Raw genomic sequence first — 26,664 nt, 5'->3', positions numbered from 1 at the left:
ATCGCCAGGCCCACCCCGCCTCTGAGCCGTTGGGATGGTGTGCTCGATCATGAAGGGATGACTGCCTTCTACCATGTGTGCTTCGTGGTTCCGGACATCGAGCAGGCGATGCAGGACTTTCGCACCCATGAACATCCTCTTCGGCCGCTCCCGGGACGAGGGAATGGCGTAGTGAGAAGCCCGAGCCCAGCAAGTTGTTCGTAGGGGGGCGGCCTGTGGGGACATCCCGTGGCGGGCACGACGACCGGCCGCTGTCGATCCGCTCGACGTCGTGGTCAACTCCGGCCTGGTCATGGGCTCGGGATGGGTGCGGGGAGGCCGTAGCGGGGCGCCTGGCTATGCTGCCCTGATGGCTGTAGTGGACATGAAGAAGTCGCAGGGCTCGACCGTGGACCGGGGTACGTACTTCCTGTTCACCCTCGGCGTGGTGGGATTCGGTTGGATCATCGCCGCGGCCAACACAGGGATCTCGTACCTCGCGTTGGGCACGGACGTCGTCCCGATCGTCACCGGCTTCATCGGGTGTTGCGTCTTCGTGATCGTCCTGCGATTCCTCCATCACGCATGGTGGCTCGCCTTCCTCTCCTTGCTGCCGGCGGTGTTCGTGCTCGTGGGCTCGGTCCAGTACGCCCCCGAAGCCGCGCTCGACAGTCGGGGCGTGCGCGAGACCGTCCGTATCGCAGCCGACAGCGCCACCGACGGCGGCTCGAACCACCGCTTCACTCTCATCGGAGGGTCGGGCGAGCTCAAGGAGACCCTGGACTACGACGGGGACCACCCGAGTTGGAAGGTGGGCGACCGCATCGAGGTCGTCAGCGACCCGGAGAACGTCGTCCCGCTGGAGGTGGCTTCCGACGTCGATTCGAGCGGTCAACTCGGTGCTCTCGTCATGGGCGTGGCTGGGTGGACGGCCATTGCCCTGCTGGCCGGCCGGCGCGGTTTCGTGCGACGCCGCGCGGGTCTGCATCCCGCATTCGAGGACGTCGACTGAGACGGCCCCACGCCGACAGTGACGGCCGGGGGGGCCGTGATACGTACCTGGCGTCGATCCGGTCCTGCACCGTCGGTGGCCACTCACCGATGGCCTGGCATCGCTCATTCGGTGTCGATGTCGGTGGCGTAGCCGGCAAGGAGTGCCTGGAAGGCGTTGCGCCACAGTTGTTCAGGGTGGGCTGCGAGGGATCTGTGCCGGAGTTCGAGGCTGGTCATGCCTTCGCACAGGGCATGGAAGGCGGTCACTGCCTCGGGCACCGAGCGACCGCCGAGTCGGCCCGCTGCGGCGAGCGGCTCGAACCGCTGCGCCAGGGCGGCGAGCGCGGCGTCGGCGGCGGCTTGGAAGCGTGGCCACACCGCCGGGTCGCGGTGCTGGAAGGCCACCTCGAACAGGGCTGGGTGTTCCCGTGCGAAGTGCCGGAACATGAGAGCCGCTTCGACGAGGTCGCGTCGCGGATCGTCGGTCGAGGGGAGGGCGTTGATGCGCTCGTGCAGCGTGTCCATGGCGTGGGCGCCGAGTGCCCCGAGGAGGGCTTCCTTGGATCCGAACACGCTGTAGACCGCGCGGGTCGATGTGGAGGCGCGGCGGGTGACCTCGCGCAGCGACAGTCCTTCCGTACCGCGCTCGTGGAGCAGCTGTTCCGCGGCCGTCAGGAGCTCGGCTGCGGTGTTCTCGTCGTGTTCCCGTGGGCGCCCCATGGCTTGCCGACCTTTCGAAACGGCGTTACGTTTCAATGTAACGGAACCTTCGGAGGAGGTGTGCCTCATGGCAGCCTCGACCGGTACAGCCACCGGGCTGGCGTACGACATCGAAGGAAGCGGACCGCCGGTTGTCTTCCTGCACGGGCTGACGTTCGACCGCCGGACCTGGCAGCCGGTCATCGCCCGGCTGGAGGGGGCACTGACGAGCATCGCGATCGACCTGCCCGCCCACGGGCAGAGCGGTGGCCGGCCGGCGCCGCTGGAAGACGTCACCACCCAGATCCATCAGTTGCTGGAGTCGCTCGGTGTCACCCGCCCCGTCGTCGTGGGGCACTCGATGTCCGCGGCGCTCGCGGGGCTCTACGCGTCGATGTATCCGGCCCGTGGCATCGTCTTCGTGGACCAGGCCACGGACGTCCTCCCGTTCGCGCGGATGATTCACCAGGTTGCGCCGATGCTGCGCGGCCCCGCCTTCCATCAGGTGTGGCAGAACATCGAGGACAGCCTCGGGCTCGATCGTCTCTCCGGACCCACCCGCACCCTGGTGCTGGAAAACCACGAGGTCAGACAGGACGTGGTGCTCGGGTACTGGAGCCAGATCCTCGAAACCGAACCCGAGGAACTCCAGGCCTGGATCGACGGCACAGCGGATCGGATCCATGTCCCCTGCCTCGCGGTGTTCGGTCGGCCGGCCACGGACGGCGAGCGCGAACGCCTGGCCCGTCTGCAGGATGCCCAGATCGAGGAGTGGGCGGGCGAGGGACACTTCGTCCAGCTCGTCGATCCGGGGCGGTTCGCAAACAGGCTCCGTACGTTCGTCGAGCACTGCATTCCCAAGGGGTGACTGACTTCTGCCGAGCCCGCTCCGCCGTGCCGCGAGGTGCGGCCCGGCGGGTTCACTGACACCCTGCCAGTGTCGGCTGCGGAGGGTGAGCCAGGCGACGGACGGCTTCCGGGGAGCCGGCTCACCCTGCCGGAGCCACGGCAGCCAGGTGCTCGTCAACCAGAGGAATCGCGATGGCGGGTTCGAATGCGGAACTGATCGGTCAGGCCTACCGGGCTTTTGCCGCCGGCGATATCCCGGCAGTGCTGGAGAGGCTGGATGCCGATATCACCTGGCATGTTCCCGGGCGCAGCCCGCTGTCCGGTGACTATCGGGGCCCCGACGGAGTCCTGGACTTCTTCGGCCGCTGCCAGGAGCTCTCCAGCGGGACCCTCAAGGTCGTGGCCGATGAGATCCTCGCCGACGGGGAGCGCGTCGTTGTCCTCAGCACGGTGTCGGCCGAGCGGCTCGGCCGGTACGGGTCCTCTCCGGAGATCCACGTCTGGCGCGTCGTCGGCGGACGCGCCGTGGAGTTCCGGGAATTCCAGGGCGACCAGGAGACGGAAGACGCATTCTGGGCCGCGTGACCTGAACGACCGGCTCCCGCGCGCCCCACGCTCGTCGCCGTGCGCCCACCCCATTCGGGCTGCGGCAACGGAGCGTGGACATGAGCATGGACCGCCCACCGGCACGGGCGCCAGGCCCGCCGTGTGCGGCGTGGGATCGCCAACCACCGGATCGGTGTCGTCCGCAATCGCATGGGTACCAGGCATGGACCGCCCATCGAAAGTGAGGACCACCGTGACCGATCGCAGGCCCGAGGGGCCAGGAGACGCCGGAGCAGCCGTACCCGAGCCCGTTCCCCGGGACCTGCCGGATCAGCAGGCCGGGCTCGCCGACGATCCGTGGGAAGCCGTAGGCGACGCCGCGGAGAGTACCCGTGACGAAGGCCCCGATCGGGAGATCCCGGATACGGACGAGGCGGGCACCGGCCGCCGCGGTGCCCCGCACTCCGGCAGCACGCGCCCGGGGCACCCCGTACCGGACGAATCGACTGCCTGAGTCGCCGCCGGGCGTGGATGTTGCGGAACCCGCGCCGAGCACATTCCGTATCCGTACGACGACGGACCGGCAGCGCCGCTCTCATGGCGTGTGCCCGTCCGGTTTGCCGGGTATTGGCCTGTCACGGAAGTGAGTCCTGCGCCTCTTGGGAGTTGCCTATGCCCACCACCGACGCCATCGTGATGCTGCGGGAAGGCCACAAGGAGATCAGGCGCCTGATCCGCTCCTACCGGACCGACCGGGATCCCCGCGTAGTGGAGAAGTTCCTGCGCGCACTGACCGTGTACACATACATCGAGCAGGAGGGCATGTACCCGCGGGTCTCCGTCCTGGCTCCCGAGACCGAGCCGGCCATCGTCGCCTTCCGGGAGGAACACCACATCGCCGAGGTGCTGGCCGCCGAGTTGCAGGACATGCGTCCCGAGGAGATCGCCTTCGACGCGAAGACCTGCCTTCTGATGGACATCGTGGAGCGGCACATGGACGCCGAGGACCACAGGTGGTTCCCGCAGGTGCGGGCTTCGGTCGGGCGCAAGGAACTACGGGAGATCGGTGCCTGGATGACCAAGCTCGCCGAGCGGGCCCCTCAGCGGCCGCACCGCCCCGACCGGCAGAAGGTCTGGGACGCGGTGGCCGCCTGAGCCCTGTCCGCCGCCCGAAGGAGGTCACGGTGAGCGAGAAGGACGACTTGCGGACCTACCGCGGGAAGCGGCATTTCGACAGGACGGACGAGCCGCGCGGAGACAGCACCGCGGAAGGCGAAGCGCCTGCCGGCGACAGCGAGCCCACGTTCGTGGTGCAGATCCATGATGCGAGGTCCGTGCACTTCGACTTCCGTCTGGAGGTCGACGGCGTCCTCAAGTCCTGGTCGGTTCCCAAAGGCCCGTCCACCGACCCGCGAGACAAGCGACTCGCCATTCCCACCGAGGACCATCCCCTGGCCTACCGGGACTTCGAAGGCGTGATCCCCCGCGGCGAGTACGGCGGCGGCACCGTCATCGTCTGGGACCGTGGCACGTACCGGCCCACCAGCCATGACAAACGCAACCGTCCGGTGCCCTTCGGAGAGGCGCTCGAGAACGGCCATGCCACGTTCGACCTTCACGGAGAGAAGCTTCACGGTCAGTACGCGCTGACCCGGTTCCACGGCCGTGAGGAGAGGAGCGAAGGCTCGGGCCGTAAGCCGACGTGGCTGCTGGTGCGGACCGGCTCGGCCCGCGGCACGCGCGGCGGCACCCCCGACCCGCGGCGGGCCCGATCGGTACGCAGCGGTCGTACGCTGCGCCAGCTGGCCGAGGCGCCGGACGCCGAGACCTGGGACCCGGAACGGCATTGATCGGCGGTGACTGGCCCGCTGGACACACGGCCGCCGGAATTCGACGGCCGTACGGCCGAAGCCGCGCCGGGTGTCGCACCTGCGTCGCCCCCGATGCCGGTGACGCTCAGCGACCGCCGTGGCTTCGCCGAGGGCTGGGTCTTCGGGCGGAAGCCGGACGGCATCCGCGCTCTCGCTGTGCAGGAGGGAGGCACGCCGACGGCCAGGTCCCGTTCGGGGTGACGGCTCGACGCCACCTGTCCGGAGATCGTCGCCGCGCTCGCCGCGCAGGCCTGCGCGCACTTCACGGTCAACGGCGAGAGTCGCCTGCTCACACGGCAGAACGGATTTCGCGCGGCTCCAGCAGCGCACGGGTCTCACCCGCCCCGCGGACGTCGCGGCGAGCAATGTCGCCGTGACGTACCAGGTCTTCGATCGCGGCTCGTGGCACAGATCGCCTTCGCGGAGTGGACCCGCGACGGTCTGCTGTGCCACCCCCGCTATCAAGGGCTTGCGGGACGACAAGAACCCCACCGACTTCGTCAGTGAGACCCGGAGACCCGGAGCCCTGACCGACCGGAGGAAAGTGATGCGGGCCCAGCCCGAACACGGCGGTTCCGGACGATGGCTGCCTCAGAACGCCTTGTCAGGCGCCGTCCCAGACCGGGGCATCCGTTCCCCACAAGCCCGGCGGGCGCCGCCAGTTCAGCGGGCCCCCCTCGTACGACACCGGAGGCAGCGCGTGGCGCAGCCGGCCCATGGGGCTGTCGGTCTCGGTCAGCCGGTGTTCGGCGTCGAAGCCCTCACGCTCGCCCGGAGCGGGTACCAGGTCGTGGACCAGCCAATGGGCGGTCTGCGCAAGGGCCGGGCGGACCAGCCGGGTGCCCCCCGCGCGATGCTGCTCGGTGAGCGCGCGCAACACGCCGGCCGCGAGGAGATAGCCGGTGCCGTGGTCGAGCGCCTGGGCGGGCAGGGCGCCGGGCGAGTCCGGTGAACCCTCCAACTCGGCGATTCCGGTGGCCACTTGGACCAGGCTGTCGAAGCCGCGCCGTCCGCGCCACGGCCCGTAACGGCCCCAGGCCGAGAGCTGTGCGATCACGAGGCCCGGTCGGCGTTCGGCGAGCGCCTCGGGGGTAAGACCCAACTGCTCGAGGGCGCCCGGCCGGTAGCCGGTGACCACCACGTCCGCCGTGTCGAGCAGTACATCGAAGCGCCCGCGGTCGGTGGCTTCCCTCAGGTCCAGGGTGGCTGAGCGTTTCCCCATCCCCGTGTCGTTGTGGGCTTCCTGGGATTCCGGCAGGTGCGGGGCGTCGATCCGCAGTACGTCAGCGCCGAGCAGGGCCAGCGTCCGGGTGGCTACCGGGCCGGCCAGCACGCGGGTCAGATCCAGGACGCGCAACCCCGCGCAGGGCAGGGCGGCACCGTCCGGCCTCCTGCCCGGGGCATCGTCGAGGCGCGCCGTCGTCAGCAGTGGCTGCTCGGCGACCATGGCCCCCTGCTCGTTCTTGGCCCACTCCTCGGGGCTGCGTGCCGCAACGGCCAAGCCACCCGCCGCGCACACGGTCTCCTCCACCTCCAGCGCGGTGAGGCTCGCGACAGCCCGGACCACCGCGTCCACCGCCTCCCCGTCGGCATGCCCCGCCAGCCCCAGGGCGGCGAGCAGCCGGGCCCGGTGGTGTGGGTAGTTGGCGTGTGTGCGAACCCATCCATCGCTCGCCCGCCAGAACCGGGACAGCGGCTGGAAGGTCGACCATCCTTGCCCGTCGACCCGCACCAGACGATCGCTGAGAAACCCCGTCGCGACCGCCTCGTCATCGACGCGTACGCGGGGGACGGGGAGCCCGGTACGTACGGACATGAGCTCGGCGGCGGCGAGTGAGCACACCGCGACGGTGGCCCGCGCCAGCTCCATGACCGGCAGCCGCGCCGGCAGCCCTCCGCAGCGGCCGCCGTAGGACACCCGGTCGAGCGACGAAAGATCGCCTCCCAGCGCTGCCCAAGCCTGCGAAGTCCCGGAGATGATGGGGGAATTCATCCCCTCACTATGGCACTGAGTGCCACCGAGGGGGAGGGCGGTGTCGTCGGCCAGGGCCTTCGTCGACGTACCGGCGGGAGACGTACCGCCGGGAGACGTACCACCGGGACGTGAGATGGCGGCACCACGCCTCGACGGTTCTCGGCGACTCCAAGGCGGCGCGAACTCAGTGCGAGCGGGTGAGGGTGCGGCCTGACCAGATGTCGATCACCACCTGGTGGCTCGGGCGATGCGCCCTCGCCGTGCCCGCGGCGTAGTTGCTGTCGACCTGCGCCGCCTCGGCCGTGTCGGGTGTGGCGTTCGTGCAGGACGTGCCGGGGCCGTGGCCGGACATGAGCGCCGAACACGGGCCGCTGTAGTCGTCCGGCAGACCCAGGATGTGCCCGGTCTCGTGCGCCGTGATCCGGGTCGCGTCGTAGCCCTCGTCCACCGCCTGCCGGCCCAGCTGTACGTCACCGCTGCCGCCGGGAAAGACCGGCCCCAGGGTGGCCTGCGGCCAGCCGCTGGTCGCCTCGTAGACGTAGTCGGCCGAGCCGGGGCTGCTCGCCGGTTCCAGGCGTACGTTGTGCACCGCGTCGTTCCAGTTCCGCACGGCCTGATCGATCGAGGCCGCCCATGGGCCGGCCGCGCCGGCGTCGTAGGTCAGCGTCACCACCGCTGCGGGTGTGCGCGGCTCGGAGTGTGCCGGCGCGAGGCCGACCGCCGTACTCAGTAAGGCCGGGGCGAGTGCCGCCAGGATGGCTGTTCGCTTGCTCATGAGACCGCTGCGCCTCCTTGAGTCTCAGCTGTTCTCCGCAGTAAACAAGTTCGGCGCGAGCATGACAACAAACTCGACGGCGCTCGGTTTCGGCGGCCGTCAGGTTGGCTCGAAATGCGCCCCGCGCGCACGCGACGCCGCGAACGCCCTGAACGCCGCATACGTGCAAGGTGAGTGAGGGCGTTCGCGGCGTTCCCTGTCACGCGGCGTGCAGGGCGAGGGTCGGGGACATGCGGGCGGCCCAGACCGACGATCTCGGCGGACGCATCGCCCTGGAGGCGCCTCCCGGCGAACTCAAGCAACTGGCCGACACCTTCGACGAGTTGCTGAGCCGGATCGAGCAACTGGTCAGTGCGCAGAAACGCTTCGTGGCCAATGCGGCCCACGAACTGCGCACCCCGCTGGCCGTGCAGCGCGCCGCCGCGCAGATCGGTCTGGCGGATCCCACGCCGGAGAAGGTGGCACGGGTACGGAGCAAGCTCGTGGCCCTGTCGAAGGACGGCGCGCACCTCATCGACGGGCTCCTGCTCCTGTCGGCCACCGACCGTGGGCTCGAACGCCGCGAGGCTGTCGCCCTGGACGAGGTGGCAACGGCAACGGCAGACGAACTCACCTCGCTGGCAAGGGAGATGAAGGTCTCCATGGTGCGTGACATCCACCCTCTGAGGGGCGAGGGCGACGAGGTCCTGCTCAAGCACCTGGTCCACAACCTCTTGAACAACGCGATCCGTTACAACGAGCCGGGGGGACGCGTGACCCTGGACGTCGGCGCGGACATCCTCAAGGTCTCCAACTCCGCGCCGCGCGTTCCGGAGGACGTGGTGCCCCGCCTCTTCGAACCGTTCCGCAGGGCGCACGAACGCACCAGCGCGCCGGGCGAGGGCGCGGGCCTCGGACTGTCCATCGTGAAATCGATCGCCGCGGCGCACGGCGCGAAGGCAACCGCGCGAGCCAACCCGGAAGGCGGCCTGACGGTACGGGTCCGCTTCCCCGGTCGATCGACTCCGGACCCGCACGAACCAGCGGTGACCGGCTAGACGCCGATGGTCCGCTGCCGCGGCGTGATGGTGGGCCCGCCACCATTTCGCCGAAGGCCCGCTGGGGCGTGAGCGCGCCGTGTGCCCAGCAGGGTCCCTATGCGCCGGTTCGGTGTATCAGGCCGTTGAGGATGAGGGTGAGGCCTGCCTCGAAGGCCGAGTCGTGATCGATCGCGGGCAGGTCGGCGGGTGGCGTCGTGCTGTCTGCGGGGTTGGTGTCTGCCTGTTCCTCCAGGACGCTGCCGATGGTGAAGCGGCCGGCGGCGAGCATCGCCATCTGGGCGTCCCGTTCGGGTACGCCGGAGGCGATGAGGAAGTCCATCTTGCGGCGGATCCGATCGAGGTCGCCGGTGGGGGTGCTGCCGGCGTGGAGCCGTGCGCCGTCCCGGCGCATCAACAGGGTGCGCCGGAAGCTGCGCGTGTTGTCCGCGAACCAGTCGCGCCAGTCGTCCTGGGGCGTCGGCAGGGGCGCGGTCGCATGCGGTTCCATCGCCGCTTGGGCCATGGCGGCGAGGAGGTCCTTCTTGGTGCGGAAGTACCAGTAGAGGGACGGCTGTTCCACGTTCAGTCGCTTCGCCAGCCGTCTCGTGCTGACGGCGTCCAGGCCGGCCTCGTCGAGCAGGCCGAGCGCCTCGGCGACGACGGCCTCGCGGTTCATCTTGGTCACGTTGACAATCTATCGCCGATAGATGACGCTGAAAAGAAATCTTTCACCGATAGATTTTGGGGGCGGGCATGACAAACGGATCGGACAAGCAGCCCCTGCGGGTCCTCGTCGCCGGTGGCGGGATCGCGGGGCAGGCGCTGGCCTTCTGGCTCACCCGCGGCGGTCACCGGGTGACCGTCGCCGAACGCTCTCCGGCGCTGCGGGCCGCCGGCGCCCAAGTCGATCTGCGGGGGCAGGGCATCGAGGCCGTCAAGCGAATGGGGCTTCTCGACGCCGTCCGCGGCAAGCTCGTGGACGAGGCGGGCGTCGCCTTCATCAACTCCCGCGGCAAGGCCAAGGCGACGATCATGGCCAACACCTCGGGACAGGGCCGGCAGACCCTCACGTCCGAGTACGAAATCATGCGCGGGGACCTGGTCCGCATCCTGCACGCTGCGACGAGGGACGACACCGAGCACCTCTTCGGCAAGAGCGTGGACGGCTTCGAGCAGGACGCACACCACGTCGTCGCGCACTTCTCCGACGGCTCGTCCCGCGCATTCGACCTGCTGATCGGCGCGGACGGGCAGGGATCACGCATCCGGCTGGCGCTCCTGCCGCAGGGCTTCGACCCGTACTGGCGCGTCGGCATGCACATGGCCTACTGGTTCGTTCCGCGCATCGCCTCCGACAGCAACATCCGGGACACCTGCATGGTCCCGGGAGGCCGCCAGATCATGCGCCGCAGCCACAACCCGACGGAGACCCAGGTGTACTTCGTGATGCGGGAGGAATCCGAGGAAGCCTCCGCCATCCACCGCGCGCCCGTCGAGCACCAGAAGGAGTTCTGGGCGAGCAGGTTCCGCGACGCAGGCTGGCAGACCGAGCGCTTCACCGAGGGCATGAAGACCAGCCCGTTCTTCTACTCCCAGGAGATCGTCCAAGTCCGCACCGACACCTGGTCCAAGGGCCGCGTGGTCCTGGCCGGCGACGCCGCGCACTGCGCCTCCCCCTACAGCGGCATGGGCATCTCCGGCAGCCTGGTCGGCGCCCACGTCCTGGCCCGCGAAATCAATCGGCACCCGGGCGACCTGCCCACCGCACTGGCCAACTACGACCGCGTGCTGCGGCCCTTCGTCAACGAGATCCAGGGCGAGGTCAACCCCCGCCTGCTGCGCCTGGGCCTGCCGATGACCCAGCGTGCGATCAACATCTTCCAGGCCACCACCGCACTGGCTTCCTTCCTGCACATCCCCGACCTCGCAGCACGCCTGTCGAAGGAGGACCGCGGCGGCAACTGGCAGCTCCCCGACAACCCCGCGCCCACCAGCGCCGCCTGAAGACGACCGGGCAGTCCGCGACGGGACGAGCGGATTGCCCACGGGCCGTCGTGCTGGACTCGTGAACAAGCGATCCGGCCAGGACTTCGCCCCCCGCGGCGAGGGGAGCGCGCAGACCTGAGGGTGGGCTTTGGATGCCGCCGGTGCGACGGCTCGAAGGCACCGGTGGCCAGGGCGGTGCGGCCGGGGGCGGGGGCGCAGGTGCTTCATCGGCCCATCGGGCGAGCCATACGCGGCCCTGCGCCCACTCCACCCTCGCATCGGGCGGTGGCGTTGACGAGGGCCGGCAGCCGGATCATACGTGGGTGACTCGCTGCCTTCCTGTGGCTGCCTCTGGGGAATCGGCTTGCCCGGGGGCCCGCATCCGGTCACATACGGGTATGAGCAGAATGGCGCAGGTCCTGGTGCTGGCCCGGTACGAGGACGAGGTGATGGAGCCGCTGACGCGGGATGACGAGTCGCGTACGTGGCGCGGCCGGTTCGAGAGGATTCCCGGCTGGTTCGTCGGCGGGTGGTACATCGAGTTCTTCCGGGAGAGTCAGCGCGTGGGGATTTTGGGGGACCTGGAGGCGCTGCCCTGGAGTGAGCCGCGGTGCGTGCAGGTGATGCTCCATGACGAGGAGGACGACTGCTTCGGGCTGTGGATGATCCGCGAGGGGAAGCTGGTGGAGGTGCCGCTGCCGGGCACCGAGCGCTTCCACGAGCCGGCCCCGCCCACGCAGGAATACGCGCCGAGCCCCGGTTTCTTGTGGCGTACGGACGTCGGGCACACGTGGCTGCCGGAGCAGACCCCGGAGGAACTGCGGGACCCGCGCCCGGCCTGGTAGGAGGGGTGGCCCCACTACGCTGCCAGCCGGCAGGGACCTGCCCTTGGCCGATCCGCGCGCACATGCCCGTCCCCGCGCGAGGTCGTGAGGCGGGTCGCCACCGCCCCGGACCGACGGAGCGTGGAAGCCGAGGAGCCGGCGCGCCCTTGGCTTGTGAGACCGTCGTTGCGGGTATGGGGTGGTGGTTCCTCTGCAGGACCGGCGGCAGGGAGGCGTTGGAGCGGTGGCTACTGGCTCTGGCGGACCTTGACGCCGCCGATCAGCGAGTACGCGCGGACCTTGACGACCGCGCTGCCGGGTTCGCCCGCCTGGCTGCGGCTGCGTCCGCCGATCAGGGAGAACCCGCTGACCTCGACCGTGGTGCCGGCCGGAACCGTCAGGTCGACTCCGCCGAACAGTGAGAAGGCGTCGACCTCAGCGCAGGCGCCCTCGGGGTAGGCCAGCTCCGCGCCGCCGACCAGGGCCGCTTTGATGAGGTGGGTCGGACCGGCCGGGAGCGTCGCACCGGTGTGGTCGAGGCTGGCGCCTCCGACGGCGGCGACGTGCACCGTGCGCTCGCGCGCCTCGAAACCGCCGCGGTGCTTGAGTCCGCCGAGGAGGGACAGGCTCCACTCGGTGCGGCGGGCCGGGGACGTGGTGTTCTTCGTGATCTCCATGTCCCCCAAAGTACGGTCGCGGCCTGACGTGCCAACAGTGTCGGCGGGTACGAACTCCGCATGACATACGTCATCGTGCGCAGATGACGCGGGGTGGCACCACGACGACAGGGTTCGCGCAGGCCGGGGGAGTGGGGGGCGCGGCACCCCGGAACCGGCGGCCATGCGGGGAAAGGACCTGGTCGCTGACCCGCTTGACCCACTTGACCCGCACACCGGTCAGGTGAGTCTCTTCCGCGCCCAGCGGGCAACGCCGCTGAGCCGGACTGCCGCCACCCACACCGCTGTTGCCGGTCCGGACGGGCCGGCCGACGCGTCGCCGTAGCCTTCGAGGGCGGTCGCTGCCTCGGCCATCCGCGCGATCCCGATGACCGTTCATGCTGGGCGGTCTGCCAGATCTCAGGCCGGCGTCGGCCCTGGTCCCGAAGCGGCGAGCCGGGTCGTGTGTGCTCGCGTTCGGACTCGGCGTGGTGGGTGGCTGTCCCGTCCATCCCGTGTGGTGCAGCCAGTCTTCGAAGGTCATCAGGCCGGGATGCAGCCGGCGCAGGAGGCCGATGTCCCGGTCTCGGGCGTAGAGATCGCGGTCGGCGAAGAACTGGAACATCGCTGCGTAGTCGTGGCCGAAGTCGGGGACCGCGGCGCGCAGTTCGTCGTGCGGCATCGGGATGTAGGCGCTGGGGGTGCCCGTGACCTCGGTGAAGGCGGCGGCGATCTCGTTGCCGGTGAGGCTGTCGCCGATCACGGCGAGGTCGCGGGCGCCCCAGGACTGCCAGTTGTCGAACATGTGGCAGGTGAACCAGGCGATGTCGTCGAGGGCGACGAGCGGGTAGCGGGCGGAGCCGAGGGGGAGCTTGAAGGTCAGGCCGCCGCGGTCGTCCGGTCGGGGGGTGAGCCGGTCCCGCAGGTTCTCGAAGTACGGCGCCGTGGTCAGTACCGAGACGTGGTCGGTGTACCAGCCGCCGGTCTCCTCGCGGAGCATTTCCTCCGACCGCATCAGGCCGATGTGGGCGGCAACAGCGGCTTTGCTGTCGAAGTGCGGGACGGGGCGGCCGGTCAGGGACACCGGGCTGTCCAGTGAGGACCAGACGAAACGCTCCACGCCGGCCCGTTCCGCGGCGGACAGCAAGTGCAGCCCTTGCCGGTACTCGCCCACCGCGCTGCCCGTCGCGAAGAAGTCGGTGTTGGCGAACACGCGGTCGGCCTGCCCGATCAAGGTCTCAAGAGTCGCCGGGCCGGAGCGGACCAGCCGCACACGATCCGGCGCGGTGGCGGCGAGTGCGGCGGCGTGGGCGGACTCCGGGTGGCGGGTGGGGACGGTGACGGTGGCGTCGGTGGTGGCCAACAGGCGTTGGACGACGTGTCTGCCCATGGCCCCGGTACCGCCGACGACGAGTACGTGGGTCACGGCGTACCTCCCTGCTGCGTCAGGATGTCTTCGGCCACTTGAGCGTGGGTGGCGACCCAGACGTCGCCGGACACACGTATGTGGTCGAGGATCTGGCCGACCATGCCCGCGAGAAGTGGTCGGCCTGCGACGTGGGCGTGGACGGTCAGGTGGAAGATGCCTGGGCCGGGGGCGGTGAGCAGCTGGTTCAGTAGCTCACGGTGCAGGTCGCGGTAGGCGTACGGGCCGGAAGCGGCGTCGCGTACGTCGGAGTGGTCGCTGTGCATGAGGGAGACCAGAGGACCGTGAGCGGTGCACACGACCTGCGGAAGGTCGTGGTCGCTGTGGTCGCCGGTCCAGCGGTAGCCGGCCTCGGCGAGCAGGTCGCCCGTGTGCCTCGAAGCGGTGGCGCGGGGGCTCATCCACCCCGTCGGGCGAACGCCGGTGACCTGGCGGAGGATGTCGGTGCAGCGACGGATATTGGTCCGCTCGGCATCGGTATCGAGCAGCGCGGGCACCACGTCCTGGGCCCAGGAGTGTGCGGCGATCTCGTGCCCCGCCTCGTGCACGGCCATGACGGTCTCGGGGTGCCGCTCGGCCACCAGTCCATTGACGCCGACGGTGGCGGGCAGGTCACGGAGGACGTCGAGCAGCCGCCAGATGCCGGTGGTGACACCGTAGTTGGCCCAGGATGTGCTGTGCGTGTCGTCAATGCCGGACAGTGGCCACGCCGCGGCCATCGGCGCGTAGGCGGGCCAGTGCCCTGGTGACCACAGCTCCAACGCGACGGTGACCAGCACGGCGACCTTGCGCCCGCCCGGCCAGTCGGCCATTGCTCTCATGCGGTTCCCCTTTCCCGGTAGCTTCCGCCGTGGACGCTAGTGGGGCGGTGGGTACCTGGAGGTTCCTGGCAGCGAGCTACCGTCGAGGCATGCGTGAGTACTCCGGCAGCGTCTTCCTCGCCGACTGCCCAGCTCGGCTGGCAGTCGAGATCATCGCCGACAAGTGGGCGGTGGTCGTGCTGTTCGCGTTGAGCCGGAAACCGTGCAGACACGGCGAGTTGATCGACCTGATCGGCGGAATCTCGCGGAAAGTACTGACCCAGACGCTGCGGCGGTTGCAGGGGTACGGCCTGGTCGACCGCCACGCCGAGGCCGGGAAGGTCGAGTACGTGCTGACAGACCTGGGCCGGACCCTGGTGAAACCGATCGCCGTGCTGACCGAGTGGGCTCACGAGCACGGCGCGGCGGTGGCGGGATTCCATGAGCCCGAAACGGACCAAGAACTCTGATAATTCTTCGGGGTGACACGCACCGGGGCGGGAGTGAATGCCATGACCACGACACGCGCACGTCGGACTCAGGCCGAACGGGACGCGATGACCATCGAGACCGTCTCCGCGCTGTTCTCCTCAACGTTGTATGCCGGCGCCACGTTCCTCCTGTTCGTGCTGCCGGTGCTGTACGGCCTGGTGTCCGGAGCGGCGAAGAACGGACTCGTCACCGTGGCGGGGGTCGCGGCAGCCGTGGCGTTCGTAGCCCGGATGGTGGAGGGGCTGTGGCGGTTCGGGCAGCGCGACCCTGAGGCCGATGAGTAGGACTCCGCCAGTGCTGCCTTCCCGTACGACGTGGAGTGTTGCCTGCCGGCAGGACTGCGGACGCGCGGCTTACGGATTCCTCCGGCTGTGAGCCGTACCTGGGCTGTCTCATACGTCCAGCCCTTTTGGGCGGACGTGCGGGTGGGCGCGATGGGTGCCAGGTGGCGGTGGTGTCGGCGATTCGTGTGTCGCCGACAATCTGACGGCTTCTGGCCCCGATCGTGGATGAGGGAACGTCAGCTTGATGACGGACTATCCCTCCAACTGCCGGTGCCTTCCCCTCGGTAGGCGGGTGTCACACTGCATCGAACGCTGTTCAGTCGATACAGAACTCGTTGCCCTCGATGTCCAGCATCGGGATGCACGACTCGTTTTCCTCGTCGGCATACAGCGTCTGCACGTGAGTCGCACCGAGCGCGACCAGTCGTGCGCACTCGGCTTCGAGCGTGGCGAGACGCTCGTCCCCCACGAGCCCGGTGCCGACCCGGACGTCGAGATGCACCCGATTCTTGACGGTCTTGCCTTCGGGGACGCGCTGGAAGTACAGGCGTGGGCCCTCGCCCGACGGATCACTGCAGGTGAACCATGATCCCTGCTTCTCAGACGGGAGCGATCGGTTGAAATCGCCCCAGGTGGTGAACCCCTCCGGCGGCGGCGGTATGACGTACCCCAGCACCTCACACCAGAAGCGAGCGAGACGCTCAGGTTCTGTGCAGTCAAAGGTGACTTGAAATTGCCGGATCGCTGACATCGGCGCACCATACCGCGTACCAGAAGAACCCTGCCGCTCATTTTCGGATCCGCCCAAGACGCTGGAGCCGGGGTCACTTCTGGGTGGTGAAGGCCTGCGTGAACAAGGCTTTGAGGGCGTTGCTGACGCTGTCTTCATGCGAGGCTCTCGTCGACGAGCAGGCCGAGGGCGCCGATGGAGATGAGCGCGGGCGGAGGACCGGTGAGGTCCTTCGCGCGGGCGGCGGCCGGACACGGGGTGATGGTGTAGCGCCCGGGCTCATGGCCGAGCAGGCTCGCCCAGCAGAACGGCTGGAGTTGGGGGATACCCATCACATGGCTGCCGTCGCCAATCAGCAGGATCGCGGTGAGCCCTCCACCCGCGCTCGCCGCCGAGGCCTACCGGGCCGGTCGTCGTGTATCGGGCGACCACTGCTGAGGGTGTGGGAGGGTGCTGTTCAGGCGGTGCTGTCCGGCGGGGCGATGCGGGCGGGTGCGCCGAACTTCAGTGTGGTCCCCAGGGCACCGTCGGACCGACGGTGTACCGTGCGGTTCCGAGCGGGGATGGGCAGAACGTGGACGGTGACGGGCCCGTCAGGGGTGAGCGTGCCGACACGGTTGCCTCCCCATCCGGTGAACCACGGCGTGCCCTGTCCCTCCGACGGTTACGGCGTGCGGTCGGGCGGTGCGGTCGGCAGCGGGAACTCGGTGATCCGCCGTCGGGAGTGATGCGTCCGTTCTGACCGGCGGCGACCTCGGTGACCAAAGCGCGCCGTCGGGGTCTGAGGCGATCCCGACCGGCGCTGCCGCCTCTGTCAGCAAGGGGAGCAGGGTGAGCACGCGCCGGAGGAGCGCATGCGGGCTTCGACGTGCGGGTCTAGACGGGCTGTCCTAGCGTGGAACGCGGCGCCAAACAGGACCCCGTCCTTGAGGAGCAGACCCATGGCCGTTCTGTGCAAGCAGGCACTAGCGGCGGTCCCCGATCACATCGCCACCCTTGAGGAAGCCCTTGAGCTGGCGCAGAGGATGAACCATGACTATCCGGCACGTGATCCCGCACTCGGGCTGATCGAAAATACCGGAGTTCTCGAACGGCACGTCGTCCAGCCTCTTGAGCGAGGCGTTGCGCCATCCCGGAGCAGCGGCCCACAGTGCCGTCCACCAAGCGGAATCCAAGGCTCGTGTTCCGGCGGTAGCGTGCCAGGCGCCGGAACGTGTTCGGCGACGGCATCGCCGCCGTAATGGTTCGGGCAGGGCCGGCACCGGCCTTCGCCTGGAACAGAGCAGTCCGTGCCTCACCCCGAACACAGAAGGGGACTGGATCTCCATACGCGGTCCGGATCCACCCGCGTCCACTTCCAGCGGGACATGTGGATGCCGGACACGATGGAGCACCCCTGAGGCCTTGCGCGCGGTGGCGGAACACGACTGTGACGCCCGCAAGCTCGACTTCTGCCTCATCCACGCGGGTGTGCCACGCGTCTTCGACGATCTGACCGCTTCCTGGACGCCGCCCCCGTCCGAAGCGTTTCCGTTCAGCCGCGCCACGCCTACTGAGTATGGCGACATCGCCGGCGCCGTAGTGCTCGACTCACTGGCACGCCTGTTTGACGAGGCGTAGGCCCTCGACACACACAAGGGGTTGCCGGCCGGGTTCGGTTCCGGCATCACCGCCGAGATCTGCCTCGGCACTTGGATCTTGGATCGTGGACCAGGCGGCTTGAATCCGCGTCCACACCGAGCAGGAGGTACGCATCATGAGTAGTCAAACGGACGAGCCACCGGTCCGCTTCTGGAGTGTTGACGACGTAGAAGCCCTCGACTTCGACCCGGCTATGCAGGAGATGCTGGAAGACGGCGGACTCGCCCGCATCCGGATGCCGCACGGGGAAGGCGACGCGTGGGTGGCGACGAAGTACGAGGACGTCAGACTGGTCACCAACGACCCGCGGTTCAGCAGGGCGCAACTGGCCGGTCGCGATATCACCCGAATGGCCCCGCACTTCATTCCACTCGACGACGCGGTGGGTTTCACCGACCCTCCGTACCACACCGGGCTGCGCAAGACGGTGGCGAGCATGTTCTCCCGCCGGCGCATCGAGGAACTGCGCCCGCGCGCCGAGAAGATCGCCGAGGACCTTCTGGACGCGATGGAGCAGGCCGGAGCGCCGGCCAATGTGATGGAGCACTTCAATACCCCCTTCTCGGTGGCCGGGATCAGCGAGCTGATGGGTGTGCCGGAGGAGGACTGGTCCCGGATCATCGGCTGGACCCTGCTGGTCATCTCCTCGGCGCAGGGCCGCCGGCGCAGCGAGCAGGCCAAGGAGGAGATCGGCGCCTACTTCGACGCGCTGGCCACCCAGCGGATGGCGGAGCCCCGCGACGACGTGGTCAGTCACATGGCCGCCGCCGAAAAGGAGGGCCGGCTTTCCCGGAAGGAGTTGGTGGCCTTCGCTGTGCTGATGGAGGTCAGTGGCATCAACTCGGTGCGGTTCAACAGTGCCAACATGGTGTACCTGCTGCTGACACACCCGGAGCACCATGCCAGGCTGCTGGCCGAGCCGGACCTGCTGCCGCAGGCGGTGGAGGAGTTGCTGCGCTTCATCCCCCACCGCAACGCGGTGGGCATGGGCCGCATAGCCACCGAGGACGTGCAGGTCGGCGAGGTGACCATTCGGCGTGGGGAGCCGGTCTATGCCTCGTATGTGGCGGCCAACCGCGACCCGGAGAAGTTCCAGGACCCGCACAGCCTCGACTTCGACCGCTCTTTCAATCCACACCTGGCCTTCGGCAACGGACCGCACTACTGCGCCGGCCCCTGGCTGGCCCGGATGGAGATGCAGGTGATGCTCCGCGGTCTGCTCGACCGCTTCCCCGGCCTGCGGCTCGCTGTTCCGCCGAGTGACATCCGCTGGCGGCGAGGCGAGCTGATCCGGGGTCCGGAAGCGATTCCGGTGACCTGGTGACGTGGGACGGAGGAACTCCCGATGACCGAACTGACGACGCACACGATGGACGGCCTGGTGCTCCCGCCGGGCGCGGGACGAACCCTGGTGACCAGTGCCCAGGTGGTGACGATGAAGGTAACGGGCGAACGCACCCAGGTGGGTTCCCTCTTTGAGGTGGTGGTGCCTCCCGGGTTCGATGTGGGCGCACACGCCCATGCCAACAGCGAGGAGGTGTTCTACGTCCTCGAAGGCGAACTGGAGATACTCGCCTTCGAGCCCCGGGAACGCACGCCGGACAACTGGGAGCGGTGGGAGTCCCGTTCCGGCCGGCGGCCGGTGCGCGCCACCCCGGGCTCGGTGGCGCATGTGCCACCCGGCTGTCCGCACGCATTCGCCAACCGGACGGACCGGAACGCCAGGATGCTCGTGCAGGCGGCTCCGCCCCCGAACCACGAACGCTACTTCGAGGAGTTGCTGGAGATCCTGAACGCCGACGGCCCCCCGGACGAGGCAGCCGTATCCGACCTGCGCAGGCGCTACGGGATCGATCAACTGACCCCCTTGCGCACCCGGCTCAGCGGGCAGCCGTGATCCGGTCCCGCTCTGCGACGACGTGGTCCCGGGTGTTGAAGACGGTGGGCTTGAGGTCCGTCATCGTGAACGCACCGGTATGAGATCACAGCGGTTGTGCCGGATGCGGTGATTCATGCGTCCGACCCTACCGGTGGCGCAGACCGACGCAATGCAGAGAGTGCAAACGGTCGTACCGGTACCCCTGCCGGTACACCGTCCGACTACACCACCCCCGCCGACGGCGAACGTCGCCGCCGCCCCATCCGATGGGAAGTATGGACCGGTGAAAGCGCTCGTCATAGAGGAGTTCGGCGGCCCGGAGGTGATCCACCTCGCGGACCTGGCTGATCTCGAACCCGCGCCCGGCGAGGTCCGGGTCCGGGTGTCAACGGTCGTTGTCGGCCGCACCAAGGACATCGCGACCCGAGCCGGACGCCCTCCTTTCGCGGAACAGGTGCCGGGATTTCCCCATGTACTCGGCAGTGAGCACGCCGGCGTGGTCGACGCCGTAGGTCCGGGCGCGGACCCGGCGCTGATCGGGAGACGAGTAGCCGTCTCCGCGGTGCTCTCCTGCGGACACTGCCGCGCCTGCCAGGACCGGCGTGAGGAGGCCTGCTCGTCGTTCGGCCTGATCGGCATACACCGGCAGGGCAGTTACGCGCACTCGTGCGTGGCCCCGCAGTCCAACCTCTCGCTGCTGCCGGATGACGTCCCGTTCGACCAGGCGGCGGCCCTGGCGGGCAACGGGCCTGTCGCCAGAGCACAACTCGACGCCGGTCATGTCGGCCGGGGCAGCAACGTGCTGGTGATCGGTGCGGCGGGGTCGCTCGGCGCGACCGCCGCATCGCTCGCCGCCTTTCGAGGGGCCCATGTCATCGGTGTCGACCGCCTGAGCGTCAAACCGGGCTGCATGGACGGCCTGCCACTGCGAGCGGCCCTCGACGGTGACGCGGACGACCTCGCCGACGCCATTCGCGAGGTGACCGGCGGGTGGGGTGTCGACTGCGTCATCGACAACCTCGGTATCCCGGCGGTCTGGCACAAGTACCGCGAAACACTGGCTGACATGGGCCGGATCGTCGTGTCCGGAGCGATTTCGCACGAGCCGCTGCCCATGGCGCTGCTGCCGTTCTACCTCCACAGCCAATCGCTCATCGGGGTCCGCACCGGCAATCGCACGGAGATCACCGCCTTGTGGCGAGACGTGGCGGACGGCTTCCGTATCCCGGAGGCATTCGTGGATGCCAGACCATGGGAAACCGTGGGTGATGCCCATCGTGCCGTCGAGGCGGGGGTCTCCCGCGGCCAGGCGGTGCTCGAAGTGGGGGACTGACTGGGCGGTGGGCAGAAGGTCGGTCCGCTCGGCCGGGTCGTCCGCATCGAAGAACGCGAGCATCCGGTTGTCCGGACACGAGTGGGACGTCCCAGGAGGTAGCGAGCGGCTACGTTTGTCGGCCAGGTGAGGGAACACGGGCGCGGGCGCACACAACTGGCACCCGGACCGGGAAGACAGTCAGGAAGTCACCCAGTCATCTTGTCACGTGGGCGTAGGCGGGGGCGCTTACCTGGACGAAAAGGTTCTCATGTCTGCCACCCGACACAGGCGCACCGGCGCGCCGTCACTCCTGGGCGCGATGGCCGCGCTCACCGCATCCGCCCTCGCCCTGGCAGGGTGCGGTGCCCCAGTCGGGCACCGCACCGGCGGCAGCCATGTGGGAGCCCCGGGAGGAGGCGCCCGCTGCCCCCGGTTGCAGCGGCCGATCCCCACGACGGACGCCGACTGGCAACCGGTCGCCAAGGCGCTGGGCCGCACCGGCGCGCTGCGGGAGAAGGTGGTCTTCGGGATCTCGCTGCCCCGCAGGGATCTGAAGGTCACCAGCCGGGGAGTGGAGATCGGGGCGTCACTCGCGCTCAACGGCAGCGCGGACTTCGCCCGGTACTGCGACGGCACGATGCTCATGGGCGACCTGGTGCTCACTGAGGACGAACTCCCCAGAGCCACCGAAGCCCTTCAGGAGGCGGGCATCGAGCAGACCGCCCTCCACAAGCACCTGCCCGATCAGTCGCCCCCCATCTGGTGGACGCACTTTCACGCCATGGGCGACCCGCTCACCCTCGCCCGCAAACTCAAGACGGTTCTGGAAGTCAGCGGCGACCCCATCGCGGTGCCGGCCCCGCCGAAGACTGAGCCCATCGATCTGGACACCGACGGGATCGACGAGACGCTGGGCCGCAAGGGCATCGCCGAAGGCCGGACTTACAAGTTCTTCCTCGGCCGCGCGGAGACCGTCACCTCACACGGCCATGTGCTGCCCGCACCCATCGGTGTCGACACGGTGATCAAGTTCCAGGCCCTGGGGGATGAGCAGGCCGCGGTCACCGGCGACGTTGTGATGACCGCACATGAAGTGCAGAACGTCATCCAGGCCCTGCAAAAGGGTGGCTTCGAAATCGTCGAGCTGCACAACCACATGCTGGATGACCAGCCCCGCCTGTTCTACGTGCACTACTGGGGAGTCGGGGACGGCGTTGAGCTTGCCGAGGGCCTGCGTCCGGCCCTGGACGCCACCAATCTGGCGCCGCCCGCCCCGGCGTCATGACCGACGCCGACGATGGACGGGCGGTTGGTGCTGGGTGTCACGGCAATTGCCCCTGAAGTGAACGCCTGCCCGGGCAGCTCCTGGTGGCCCGGGCACCGGTCTCCTTGGCCCGCGCCCGGTCCTGCCGTTCGACGACAATCCGGCTGAGCGGACCGGTCTGCATGGCGAAACTCCGCATCGAGATCTCCGGATACCCGCGAACCCTGCAACGCCCCCGCGACTTCTGCGCGATCCGCTCCTGCCTCGCCACCGTCGACCACCACAGCTGGACCATGCTGTACGTCCTCACCCACGCCATGGGTGAGCGGTCATCCCTTGAAATGGGAAATAACAGGCAAGGGCTGATTTATCCGCCATTCGAGGGATACTTGCGATATAGGGCTGATTCTGTACGGTGGGTGACTCTAGCGTGGGGGTATGTCTGCCCCCGAGCCCCGGTCTTCGACCGTACAGATTCCCGAGGCGGTGCACTCCCGCCGCTGGGCGATCCTGACCGTGCTGCTTTTCAGTCTGGTCGTTGTCGTGCTCGACAACTCGATCCTCAATGTCGCGATGAAGACCATCGCCCAGCCGCCCCCCACTGGACTCGGCTCCACTCAGAGTCAGCTGCAGTGGGCGATCAATGCGTACACGCTGGTCTTCGCCGGGCTGCTGTTCACCTCCGGGCTTGTCGGCGACCGGCTGGGACGCAAGAAGACGCTGATCTTCGGCATGCTGGTCTTCGGCGCCGGCTCCCTGCTCTCCGCGCTCGCCGCCTCCTCGGGCGAACTGATCGCGTTCCGCGCTCTGATGGGCTTCGGTGCCGCGTTCGTCATGCCCAGCACCCTGGCCATCATCGCGAACGTCTTCGACCGGGACGAGCGGCCCAAGGCCATCGGCATCTGGACCGGCACGGTCGGCTTCGGTATCGCGCTCGGCCCGATCGTCGGCGGGCTGCTGCTCCAGCACTTCTGGTGGGGATCGGTGTTCCTGGTCAATGTGCCCATCGTGGCGATCGGCGTGATCGCGATGGCAGCGCTCGTCCCGGACTCCAAGGACCCCCTCCCCGGCCGACTCGACCCGGTCGGGGTGCTGCTGTCCATCATCGGTCTGGTCCTGGTGGCGTACGGCATCATCAAGGGCGGCCAGCTCGCCGACTTCACCGCGCCCGAGTCGTGGATGACGATCGTCACCGGTGTCGCCGTTCTGGGCGGCTGGGTGCTCCATGAACACCGAAGCGACCACCCGGCATTCAACATCGCGTACTTCCGCGACCGGCGCTTCTCCGCCTCCGTGGTCGCCATCGGCTTTGTCTTCTTCGGGCTGGTGGGTGTGACCTTCTTCAGCGTCTTCTACACCCAGAGCGTGCGTGGCTACACCCCCCTGCAGTCCGGCCTTCTGATGCTCCCGCTCGCCGCCGCCCAGATCATCTTCGCGCCGCGGGCGCGTCTGGTCGTCGCCCGGTTCGGCGCACGCGCCGTGTGCGCCACCGGGCTGGCCCTGGACGCGGTCGCGTTCCTCGGCTTCCTGCTACTCGGTACTACTACGCCGATTTGGGTGCTTGAGGTGGTGTTCTTTCTGATGGGCACGGCGATGGCGCATGTGATGCCACCCGCCACCGTCATGATCATGTCGGCGCTGCCACGTGAGAAGGCCGGTTCCGCCTCCGCGGTCAACAACACCTTCCGACAGGTCGGCGGAGCGCTGGGGGTCGCTGTACTGGGCTCGCTGCTGTCCACCGTCTACCACAGCGGCATCGACAGCCATCTCGCGGCGGTCCCCGGGCTGTCCGAGAACCTGCAGCGCACAGCGGGCGAGTCGGTGGAGGCCACCCTGGCGGTCGCGCAGCAGCTGGGCGCGGCGGGCAGGGCGCTGGTCCAGCCCGCCAACGACGCGTTCGTCCATGCCATGCATGTCACCGCGACCGCATCGGCCGGGGTCGCCGCTCTCGGCGCGGTGGTAGCCCTGGTCTTCCTGCCGGGCCGCACCTCTCAGGAGCCGCCCGCCCACGAACAGGAAAAGGTGAGCGTGCGGAGCGAAGGGTGACAGCGGGACCCACGGCCGGCCCAGTCGTTCACACGGACGCCAGAGGTGAGGACCGGGTTGACGGCCTGGCGTGCGTGCGAGGACACATCCAGGTTGGGTCGGAGCGTTGATGTGTGTGATCCGGCTTCCCACCGTGGCAGGGGTAACGGTGGGTTGGCGGGCCCACCCCCGCCAGAATCTGCTTCACCCGCACTCCGCCGGTGGCTGCGGCGAACAGGCACACGGCGCACGATGAACGAGCCCGCCTGCATCCATCTTCTGGACGGCGTCCACCTGTTGGTCAAGGCACCCGTGGTGCGCGTCTGAGAGGGGCTCAACACCCATATCTTCAGCAAGATGGGGCAGTTGGTCACCGGGCATGAGTGGCTGATGGCCTTCCTGCCGCCTGCCCCCTCGCCACAGCTGTATCCGGTGGAGGGAGCCTGACTACACACCAAGCGCATCCGCGCCAGCTTCGCCGTTGTCGACCTGGACCGCACTGAGTGCACTCGTATGCAACCGCCTCAAATGCCCGCGAAACCGGCCGTCCTCAACGGCTTCATTGCCGGAACCGGTCCAACCCTCGACACACCAACATCGCCCTGACACGCCGAGATCAGTAATAAATGCATACAGCGAACCCTCATGGCATGGTGAACGCCCAGGGGAAACCCCACAGATCGCACACCACATACCCAGGAGTGGCGTCATGAACCCCGAGCAGGGCAGACACGGACAGTCGGACATCGACCTCCAGGGGTGGGAAGGCTGGCTCTACCACGACCCGGCTTCCGGTGACCGCGAGGAGAGCGGTCTCCGACGCGCGGATGACCCGCTGCACCAAACGGACGACACGCCAGACAGGAGCCGCTGACAGCGCCTCACTGCTGTGCAGGGACACACCCATACGCAGCGAACTCCCCGACTGACAACTTGGCGCGTCGGTGCGAGCGGCACAGTGATCGGCGTGGACCGCGACGGGTGGTGCTTGTCGAAGCCCGCCGACGCACCGGCGACGTGCCTGTGGTCGAGAACCGTGAAGCAGATACCCACACCCTGCCCGTCCCGCCAAGCGCGGCGGTCCGGGCCAAGACCGACCGGGTTCTCCGGGGGCCGCTGGGAAGCTTGGCAGACCAAACAAGGGCGCCAACGACGCAGATTCCCGGCCAGGCAGAGGGTCGCCGCCTTGCTGATGTACCGCTGAGACACGGCCATTGGCGCAGACGGTTCGGGCAGGCAGGGCTGCGCGCGGTGGAGGACTCGTCGGCATAGGGCACGGGGGAGCGACATGCCGCGGCGTCGCACCTCCCGCGTGCCGGCATGCCGAGTTCGGGGGCCAGGGTGGCAGACGGGGCGTCGGCGGGCTCGCCGGCCGTACGGATCCCGAATCGCTTCAGGTTCCTGCGCGTACGGCCAGGTGGAGTGGCAGGACGTCGAGAAGCTGATGGGTGCGGAGATCGCAGATCACGCCGCGGTATGCGGGAGCTGTCAGGGAGCACCTCACTACCTGGAACTGGCCATAGCGATCGCGGCGTTGGGCGTGCTCGAGGATCGGTACGACAGCAGGTCCCACGATCAACTCACATGCCTGGCGGGCGTGCTACCCGATGATGAGGTTGCCGAAGACGCTTCCGATGCCCGCGCCGCTGCCTGCGACTCCGAGGGTGGAACCGACTCCGACGAAGACGGCAGCGGCGTCCGGATCGTTAGGTGTTGGTGCCGCTGGAGCAGGAGTGGCCGCCCATGTGCTGGTCAGTACGAGAAGGGCACTGAGCAGGGCAGTGGTGAGAAAACGATGGCTGCGCATCATGCGTACTCCTTGACCAGAGAGACTGCCCGACGCTTCGGGGCGAGGCTTCCTACGACGACGCGCCCTGTAACCCCGTGAAAGCGGCGGACGGAAGCATGCTGGGGGCGTGCGGCTGCCTGGCTTCCGACCCGTCCCGCGCAACGCCGCACGAGAACGAGGTCGCCAGAGGCTCGGAGATGGGCGAGAGCCACGACCACCGGAACCCGCTATGAGGATCAATGTTCAGACCCTGTAGCTGCCGTCGGTCGCGTGGGCCGGATCCGCCCGGCCACGAGACACGGGAGCCTCAATGACGAAGTCAAGCCGTGGTGCAGTGGCCCGCGGTGTTCGTTCGGCCATCCGGGTGACGTTGAGTGGGAAGGTCTTCCGGCCTGGTCGGAGGGTGTCGAATCCTGTGGGAAGGAGCATGCGAGAGGGAGGGGGGCACACCATGACGTATCGCATCAAGCGGCTGGCCAGGATCGTACTGATCGCGGGAGCGGCGGCGGTGCTGGTCACCGGCCCGGCCGCCAGTGCACAGGCGGCCTCGGGCACGCTGTTCTTCAACCGTGCGGACACGGGCGCCAGGGACGCGATCACCAATCCACCGAACAATGATTGCCGTCTGCTGGACGGCGGTGCGGGCATCGTGGACAACCGGACGAACGCCATTGCTTTCTTGTACCGGGACGAGTACTGCTCGGTCCTGCAGGACACCCTCGGTCCCGGGCAGAGCGGTGGATACGCAGGGCTGACGGTGCCGCATTCGGTCGAGTTCGGCAGTCCCTAGTAGGACTTTGTTAGGTGGTGTCGTAGGGCTGCCAGGGTGCGGGCTGTCTGCAGGTCG

30 protein-coding genes are annotated in these 26,664 nt (G+C 68.6%); 19 read left to right on the top strand and 11 right to left on the bottom strand.

The window, feature by feature from the left end:
* Positions 1-349: 349 nt before the first annotated feature.
* Entirely contained in the window at positions 350-991 is a 642-nt protein-coding gene (locus ABD346_RS24660) for a hypothetical protein (protein ID WP_344377752.1), read from the top strand.
* A gap of 104 nt (positions 992-1,095) precedes the next feature.
* Here ABD346_RS24660 and ABD346_RS24655 read toward each other — a convergent pair whose 3' ends face one another.
* Entirely contained in the window at positions 1,096-1,692 is a 597-nt protein-coding gene (locus tag ABD346_RS24655) for a TetR/AcrR family transcriptional regulator (protein ID WP_344377750.1), read from the bottom strand.
* A 67-nt stretch (positions 1,693-1,759) separates the two neighbouring features.
* Here ABD346_RS24655 and ABD346_RS24650 point away from each other — a divergent pair, with 67 nt between their 5' ends.
* The 5 genes from ABD346_RS24650 (at position 1,760) to ABD346_RS24630 (ending at position 4,916) form a co-directional block, all read left to right on the top strand.
* Complete coding sequence (locus tag ABD346_RS24650; RefSeq protein WP_344377749.1) at positions 1,760-2,539, top strand: alpha/beta fold hydrolase; 780 nt, start codon at positions 1,760-1,762, stop codon at positions 2,537-2,539.
* A gap of 173 nt (positions 2,540-2,712) precedes the next feature.
* On the top strand, positions 2,713-3,105 hold the full coding sequence (locus tag ABD346_RS24645; protein ID WP_344377747.1) for a nuclear transport factor 2 family protein: 393 nt from the start codon (positions 2,713-2,715) through the stop codon (positions 3,103-3,105).
* A gap of 214 nt (positions 3,106-3,319) precedes the next feature.
* Positions 3,320-3,580: a hypothetical protein gene (locus ABD346_RS24640; RefSeq protein WP_344377746.1), complete on the top strand. Its 261-nt coding sequence runs from the start codon at positions 3,320-3,322 to the stop codon at positions 3,578-3,580.
* Between the two features lie 158 nt (positions 3,581-3,738).
* Entirely contained in the window at positions 3,739-4,221 is a 483-nt protein-coding gene (locus tag ABD346_RS24635) for a hemerythrin domain-containing protein (RefSeq protein WP_344377745.1), read from the top strand.
* Between the two features lie 29 nt (positions 4,222-4,250).
* Positions 4,251-4,916: a DNA polymerase ligase N-terminal domain-containing protein gene (locus ABD346_RS24630; RefSeq protein ID WP_344377744.1), complete on the top strand. Its 666-nt coding sequence runs from the start codon at positions 4,251-4,253 to the stop codon at positions 4,914-4,916.
* 625 nt (positions 4,917-5,541) lie between these two features.
* Here the strand turns inward: ABD346_RS24630 and ABD346_RS24625 are convergent.
* Both ABD346_RS24625 and ABD346_RS24620 read right to left on the bottom strand, forming a co-directional pair.
* Entirely contained in the window at positions 5,542-6,930 is a 1,389-nt protein-coding gene (locus ABD346_RS24625; RefSeq protein WP_344377743.1) for a CoA transferase, read from the bottom strand.
* A 166-nt stretch (positions 6,931-7,096) separates the two neighbouring features.
* Positions 7,097-7,687, bottom strand: a complete 591-nt coding sequence (locus ABD346_RS24620; protein WP_344377742.1) for a snapalysin family zinc-dependent metalloprotease — start codon at positions 7,685-7,687, stop codon at positions 7,097-7,099.
* Positions 7,688-7,917: 230 nt separating this feature from the next.
* On the opposite strand from ABD346_RS24620, the gene ABD346_RS24615 reads away from it, so the two are divergent.
* Complete coding sequence (locus ABD346_RS24615) at positions 7,918-8,724, top strand: sensor histidine kinase (RefSeq protein WP_344377741.1); 807 nt, start codon at positions 7,918-7,920, stop codon at positions 8,722-8,724.
* 97 nt (positions 8,725-8,821) lie between these two features.
* Here ABD346_RS24615 and ABD346_RS24610 read toward each other — a convergent pair whose 3' ends face one another.
* Entirely contained in the window at positions 8,822-9,382 is a 561-nt protein-coding gene (locus ABD346_RS24610; protein WP_344377974.1) for a TetR/AcrR family transcriptional regulator C-terminal domain-containing protein, read from the bottom strand.
* Between the two features lie 77 nt (positions 9,383-9,459).
* Here ABD346_RS24610 and ABD346_RS24605 point away from each other — a divergent pair, with 77 nt between their 5' ends.
* On the top strand, positions 9,460-10,710 hold the full coding sequence (locus ABD346_RS24605; protein ID WP_344377740.1) for an FAD-dependent monooxygenase: 1,251 nt from the start codon (positions 9,460-9,462) through the stop codon (positions 10,708-10,710).
* A 380-nt stretch (positions 10,711-11,090) separates the two neighbouring features.
* On the top strand, positions 11,091-11,537 hold the full coding sequence (locus ABD346_RS24600; RefSeq protein WP_344377739.1) for a hypothetical protein: 447 nt from the start codon (positions 11,091-11,093) through the stop codon (positions 11,535-11,537).
* A 227-nt stretch (positions 11,538-11,764) separates the two neighbouring features.
* Here the strand turns inward: ABD346_RS24600 and ABD346_RS24595 are convergent, their stop codons facing one another.
* The 3 genes from ABD346_RS24595 to ABD346_RS24585 form a co-directional block, all read right to left on the bottom strand.
* The gene (locus ABD346_RS24595; protein WP_344377737.1) at positions 11,765-12,193 is read right to left on the bottom strand and encodes a hypothetical protein; all 429 of its coding nucleotides are present in this window, start codon (positions 12,191-12,193) and stop codon (positions 11,765-11,767) included.
* A 70-nt stretch (positions 12,194-12,263) separates the two neighbouring features.
* Positions 12,264-13,598 (bottom strand): NmrA family NAD(P)-binding protein, encoded by a 1,335-nt coding sequence (locus tag ABD346_RS24590; RefSeq protein ID WP_344377736.1) that lies wholly within the window; start codon positions 13,596-13,598, stop codon positions 12,264-12,266.
* The gene (locus ABD346_RS24585) at positions 13,595-14,419 is read right to left on the bottom strand and encodes a polysaccharide deacetylase family protein (protein WP_344377735.1); all 825 of its coding nucleotides are present in this window, start codon (positions 14,417-14,419) and stop codon (positions 13,595-13,597) included. Before ABD346_RS24585 ends, ABD346_RS24590 begins: the two co-directional genes overlap by 4 nt.
* An 89-nt stretch (positions 14,420-14,508) precedes the next feature.
* Between ABD346_RS24585 and ABD346_RS24580 the strand changes: the two genes are divergently transcribed.
* Complete coding sequence (locus ABD346_RS24580) at positions 14,509-14,868, top strand: winged helix-turn-helix transcriptional regulator (RefSeq protein ID WP_344377734.1); 360 nt, start codon at positions 14,509-14,511, stop codon at positions 14,866-14,868.
* A 42-nt stretch (positions 14,869-14,910) separates the two neighbouring features.
* Positions 14,911-15,174 (top strand): DUF6332 family protein, encoded by a 264-nt coding sequence (locus tag ABD346_RS24575; protein WP_344377733.1) that lies wholly within the window; start codon positions 14,911-14,913, stop codon positions 15,172-15,174.
* A gap of 316 nt (positions 15,175-15,490) precedes the next feature.
* Here the strand turns inward: ABD346_RS24575 and ABD346_RS24570 are convergent, their stop codons facing one another.
* The 3 genes from ABD346_RS24570 to ABD346_RS24560 form a co-directional block, all read right to left on the bottom strand.
* A complete protein-coding gene (locus tag ABD346_RS24570) occupies positions 15,491-15,925 on the bottom strand; it encodes a VOC family protein (protein ID WP_344377732.1) in 435 nt (144 codons plus the stop codon).
* A gap of 134 nt (positions 15,926-16,059) precedes the next feature.
* Positions 16,060-16,236, bottom strand: coding sequence for a hypothetical protein (locus tag ABD346_RS24565; RefSeq protein ID WP_344377731.1), 177 nt, complete (start codon positions 16,234-16,236; stop codon positions 16,060-16,062).
* 633 nt (positions 16,237-16,869) lie between these two features.
* Positions 16,870-17,001, bottom strand: a complete 132-nt coding sequence (locus tag ABD346_RS24560) for a hypothetical protein (protein ID WP_344377729.1) — start codon at positions 16,999-17,001, stop codon at positions 16,870-16,872.
* Between the two features lie 307 nt (positions 17,002-17,308).
* Here ABD346_RS24560 and ABD346_RS24555 point away from each other — a divergent pair, with 307 nt between their 5' ends.
* From ABD346_RS24555 to ABD346_RS24525, 7 genes are all read left to right on the top strand, one after another.
* Positions 17,309-17,524, top strand: a complete 216-nt coding sequence (locus ABD346_RS24555; protein ID WP_344377727.1) for a hypothetical protein — start codon at positions 17,309-17,311, stop codon at positions 17,522-17,524.
* Positions 17,525-17,660: 136 nt separating this feature from the next.
* Positions 17,661-18,869 carry a cytochrome P450 gene (locus ABD346_RS24550; protein ID WP_344377726.1) on the top strand — a complete coding sequence of 403 codons (1,209 nt, stop codon included), beginning with the start codon at positions 17,661-17,663 and terminating at the stop codon, positions 18,867-18,869.
* Positions 18,870-18,890: 21 nt separating this feature from the next.
* Positions 18,891-19,442, top strand: a complete 552-nt coding sequence (locus ABD346_RS24545) for a cupin domain-containing protein (RefSeq protein WP_344377725.1) — start codon at positions 18,891-18,893, stop codon at positions 19,440-19,442.
* Positions 19,443-19,707: 265 nt separating this feature from the next.
* The gene (locus ABD346_RS24540; RefSeq protein WP_344377724.1) at positions 19,708-20,757 is read left to right on the top strand and encodes a quinone oxidoreductase family protein; all 1,050 of its coding nucleotides are present in this window, start codon (positions 19,708-19,710) and stop codon (positions 20,755-20,757) included.
* Positions 20,758-21,007: 250 nt separating this feature from the next.
* Positions 21,008-22,024 (top strand): DUF1259 domain-containing protein, encoded by a 1,017-nt coding sequence (locus tag ABD346_RS24535; protein WP_344377723.1) that lies wholly within the window; start codon positions 21,008-21,010, stop codon positions 22,022-22,024.
* A 417-nt stretch (positions 22,025-22,441) separates the two neighbouring features.
* Positions 22,442-24,049: an MFS transporter gene (locus ABD346_RS24530; RefSeq protein ID WP_344377722.1), complete on the top strand. Its 1,608-nt coding sequence runs from the start codon at positions 22,442-22,444 to the stop codon at positions 24,047-24,049.
* A gap of 688 nt (positions 24,050-24,737) precedes the next feature.
* Positions 24,738-24,902: a hypothetical protein gene (locus ABD346_RS24525; protein ID WP_344377721.1), complete on the top strand. Its 165-nt coding sequence runs from the start codon at positions 24,738-24,740 to the stop codon at positions 24,900-24,902.
* 726 nt (positions 24,903-25,628) lie between these two features.
* Here ABD346_RS24525 and ABD346_RS24520 read toward each other — a convergent pair.
* Positions 25,629-25,838: an ATP synthase subunit c family protein gene (locus tag ABD346_RS24520; RefSeq protein WP_344377719.1), complete on the bottom strand. Its 210-nt coding sequence runs from the start codon at positions 25,836-25,838 to the stop codon at positions 25,629-25,631.
* 430 nt (positions 25,839-26,268) lie between these two features.
* Here ABD346_RS24520 and ABD346_RS24515 point away from each other — a divergent pair, with 430 nt between their 5' ends.
* Positions 26,269-26,607, top strand: coding sequence for a hypothetical protein (locus ABD346_RS24515; protein WP_344377718.1), 339 nt, complete (start codon positions 26,269-26,271; stop codon positions 26,605-26,607).
* Positions 26,608-26,664 lie beyond the last annotated feature (57 nt).

The sequence above is a fragment of the Streptomyces mauvecolor genome (assembly GCF_039532965.1).
Lineage (GTDB): Bacteria > Actinomycetota > Actinomycetes > Streptomycetales > Streptomycetaceae > Streptomyces > Streptomyces violascens.
Note: the sequence above shows the minus strand (reverse complement) of the source record. Positions and strands in the feature narration are given on the sequence as shown.

Excerpts from the sequence above, each read along its gene's own strand:
- ABD346_RS24660 (WP_344377752.1), top strand. The coding sequence starts at position 350 with ATGGCTGTAGTGGACATGAAGAAGTCGCAGGGCTCGACCGTGGACCGG.
- ABD346_RS24655 (WP_344377750.1), bottom strand. The coding sequence starts at position 1,692 with ATGGGGCGCCCACGGGAACACGACGAGAACACCGCAGCCGAGCTCCTG.
- ABD346_RS24650 (WP_344377749.1), top strand. The coding sequence starts at position 1,760 with ATGGCAGCCTCGACCGGTACAGCCACCGGGCTGGCGTACGACATCGAA.
- ABD346_RS24645 (WP_344377747.1), top strand. The coding sequence starts at position 2,713 with ATGGCGGGTTCGAATGCGGAACTGATCGGTCAGGCCTACCGGGCTTTT.
- ABD346_RS24635 (WP_344377745.1), top strand. The coding sequence starts at position 3,739 with ATGCCCACCACCGACGCCATCGTGATGCTGCGGGAAGGCCACAAGGAG.
- ABD346_RS24625 (WP_344377743.1), bottom strand. The coding sequence starts at position 6,930 with ATGAATTCCCCCATCATCTCCGGGACTTCGCAGGCTTGGGCAGCGCTG.
- ABD346_RS24620 (WP_344377742.1), bottom strand. The coding sequence starts at position 7,687 with ATGAGCAAGCGAACAGCCATCCTGGCGGCACTCGCCCCGGCCTTACTG.
- ABD346_RS24615 (WP_344377741.1), top strand. The coding sequence starts at position 7,918 with ATGCGGGCGGCCCAGACCGACGATCTCGGCGGACGCATCGCCCTGGAG.
- ABD346_RS24610 (WP_344377974.1), bottom strand. The coding sequence starts at position 9,382 with ATGAACCGCGAGGCCGTCGTCGCCGAGGCGCTCGGCCTGCTCGACGAG.
- ABD346_RS24605 (WP_344377740.1), top strand. The coding sequence starts at position 9,460 with ATGACAAACGGATCGGACAAGCAGCCCCTGCGGGTCCTCGTCGCCGGT.
- ABD346_RS24600 (WP_344377739.1), top strand. The coding sequence starts at position 11,091 with ATGAGCAGAATGGCGCAGGTCCTGGTGCTGGCCCGGTACGAGGACGAG.
- ABD346_RS24595 (WP_344377737.1), bottom strand. The coding sequence starts at position 12,193 with ATGGAGATCACGAAGAACACCACGTCCCCGGCCCGCCGCACCGAGTGG.
- ABD346_RS24585 (WP_344377735.1), bottom strand. The coding sequence starts at position 14,419 with ATGAGAGCAATGGCCGACTGGCCGGGCGGGCGCAAGGTCGCCGTGCTG.
- ABD346_RS24580 (WP_344377734.1), top strand. The coding sequence starts at position 14,509 with ATGCGTGAGTACTCCGGCAGCGTCTTCCTCGCCGACTGCCCAGCTCGG.
- ABD346_RS24575 (WP_344377733.1), top strand. The coding sequence starts at position 14,911 with ATGACCACGACACGCGCACGTCGGACTCAGGCCGAACGGGACGCGATG.
- ABD346_RS24570 (WP_344377732.1), bottom strand. The coding sequence starts at position 15,925 with ATGTCAGCGATCCGGCAATTTCAAGTCACCTTTGACTGCACAGAACCT.
- ABD346_RS24565 (WP_344377731.1), bottom strand. The coding sequence starts at position 16,236 with ATGGGTATCCCCCAACTCCAGCCGTTCTGCTGGGCGAGCCTGCTCGGC.
- ABD346_RS24550 (WP_344377726.1), top strand. The coding sequence starts at position 17,661 with ATGAGTAGTCAAACGGACGAGCCACCGGTCCGCTTCTGGAGTGTTGAC.
- ABD346_RS24545 (WP_344377725.1), top strand. The coding sequence starts at position 18,891 with ATGACCGAACTGACGACGCACACGATGGACGGCCTGGTGCTCCCGCCG.
- ABD346_RS24535 (WP_344377723.1), top strand. The coding sequence starts at position 21,008 with ATGTCTGCCACCCGACACAGGCGCACCGGCGCGCCGTCACTCCTGGGC.
- ABD346_RS24530 (WP_344377722.1), top strand. The coding sequence starts at position 22,442 with ATGTCTGCCCCCGAGCCCCGGTCTTCGACCGTACAGATTCCCGAGGCG.
- ABD346_RS24525 (WP_344377721.1), top strand. The coding sequence starts at position 24,738 with ATGAACCCCGAGCAGGGCAGACACGGACAGTCGGACATCGACCTCCAG.
- ABD346_RS24520 (WP_344377719.1), bottom strand. The coding sequence starts at position 25,838 with ATGATGCGCAGCCATCGTTTTCTCACCACTGCCCTGCTCAGTGCCCTT.
- ABD346_RS24515 (WP_344377718.1), top strand. The coding sequence starts at position 26,269 with ATGACGTATCGCATCAAGCGGCTGGCCAGGATCGTACTGATCGCGGGA.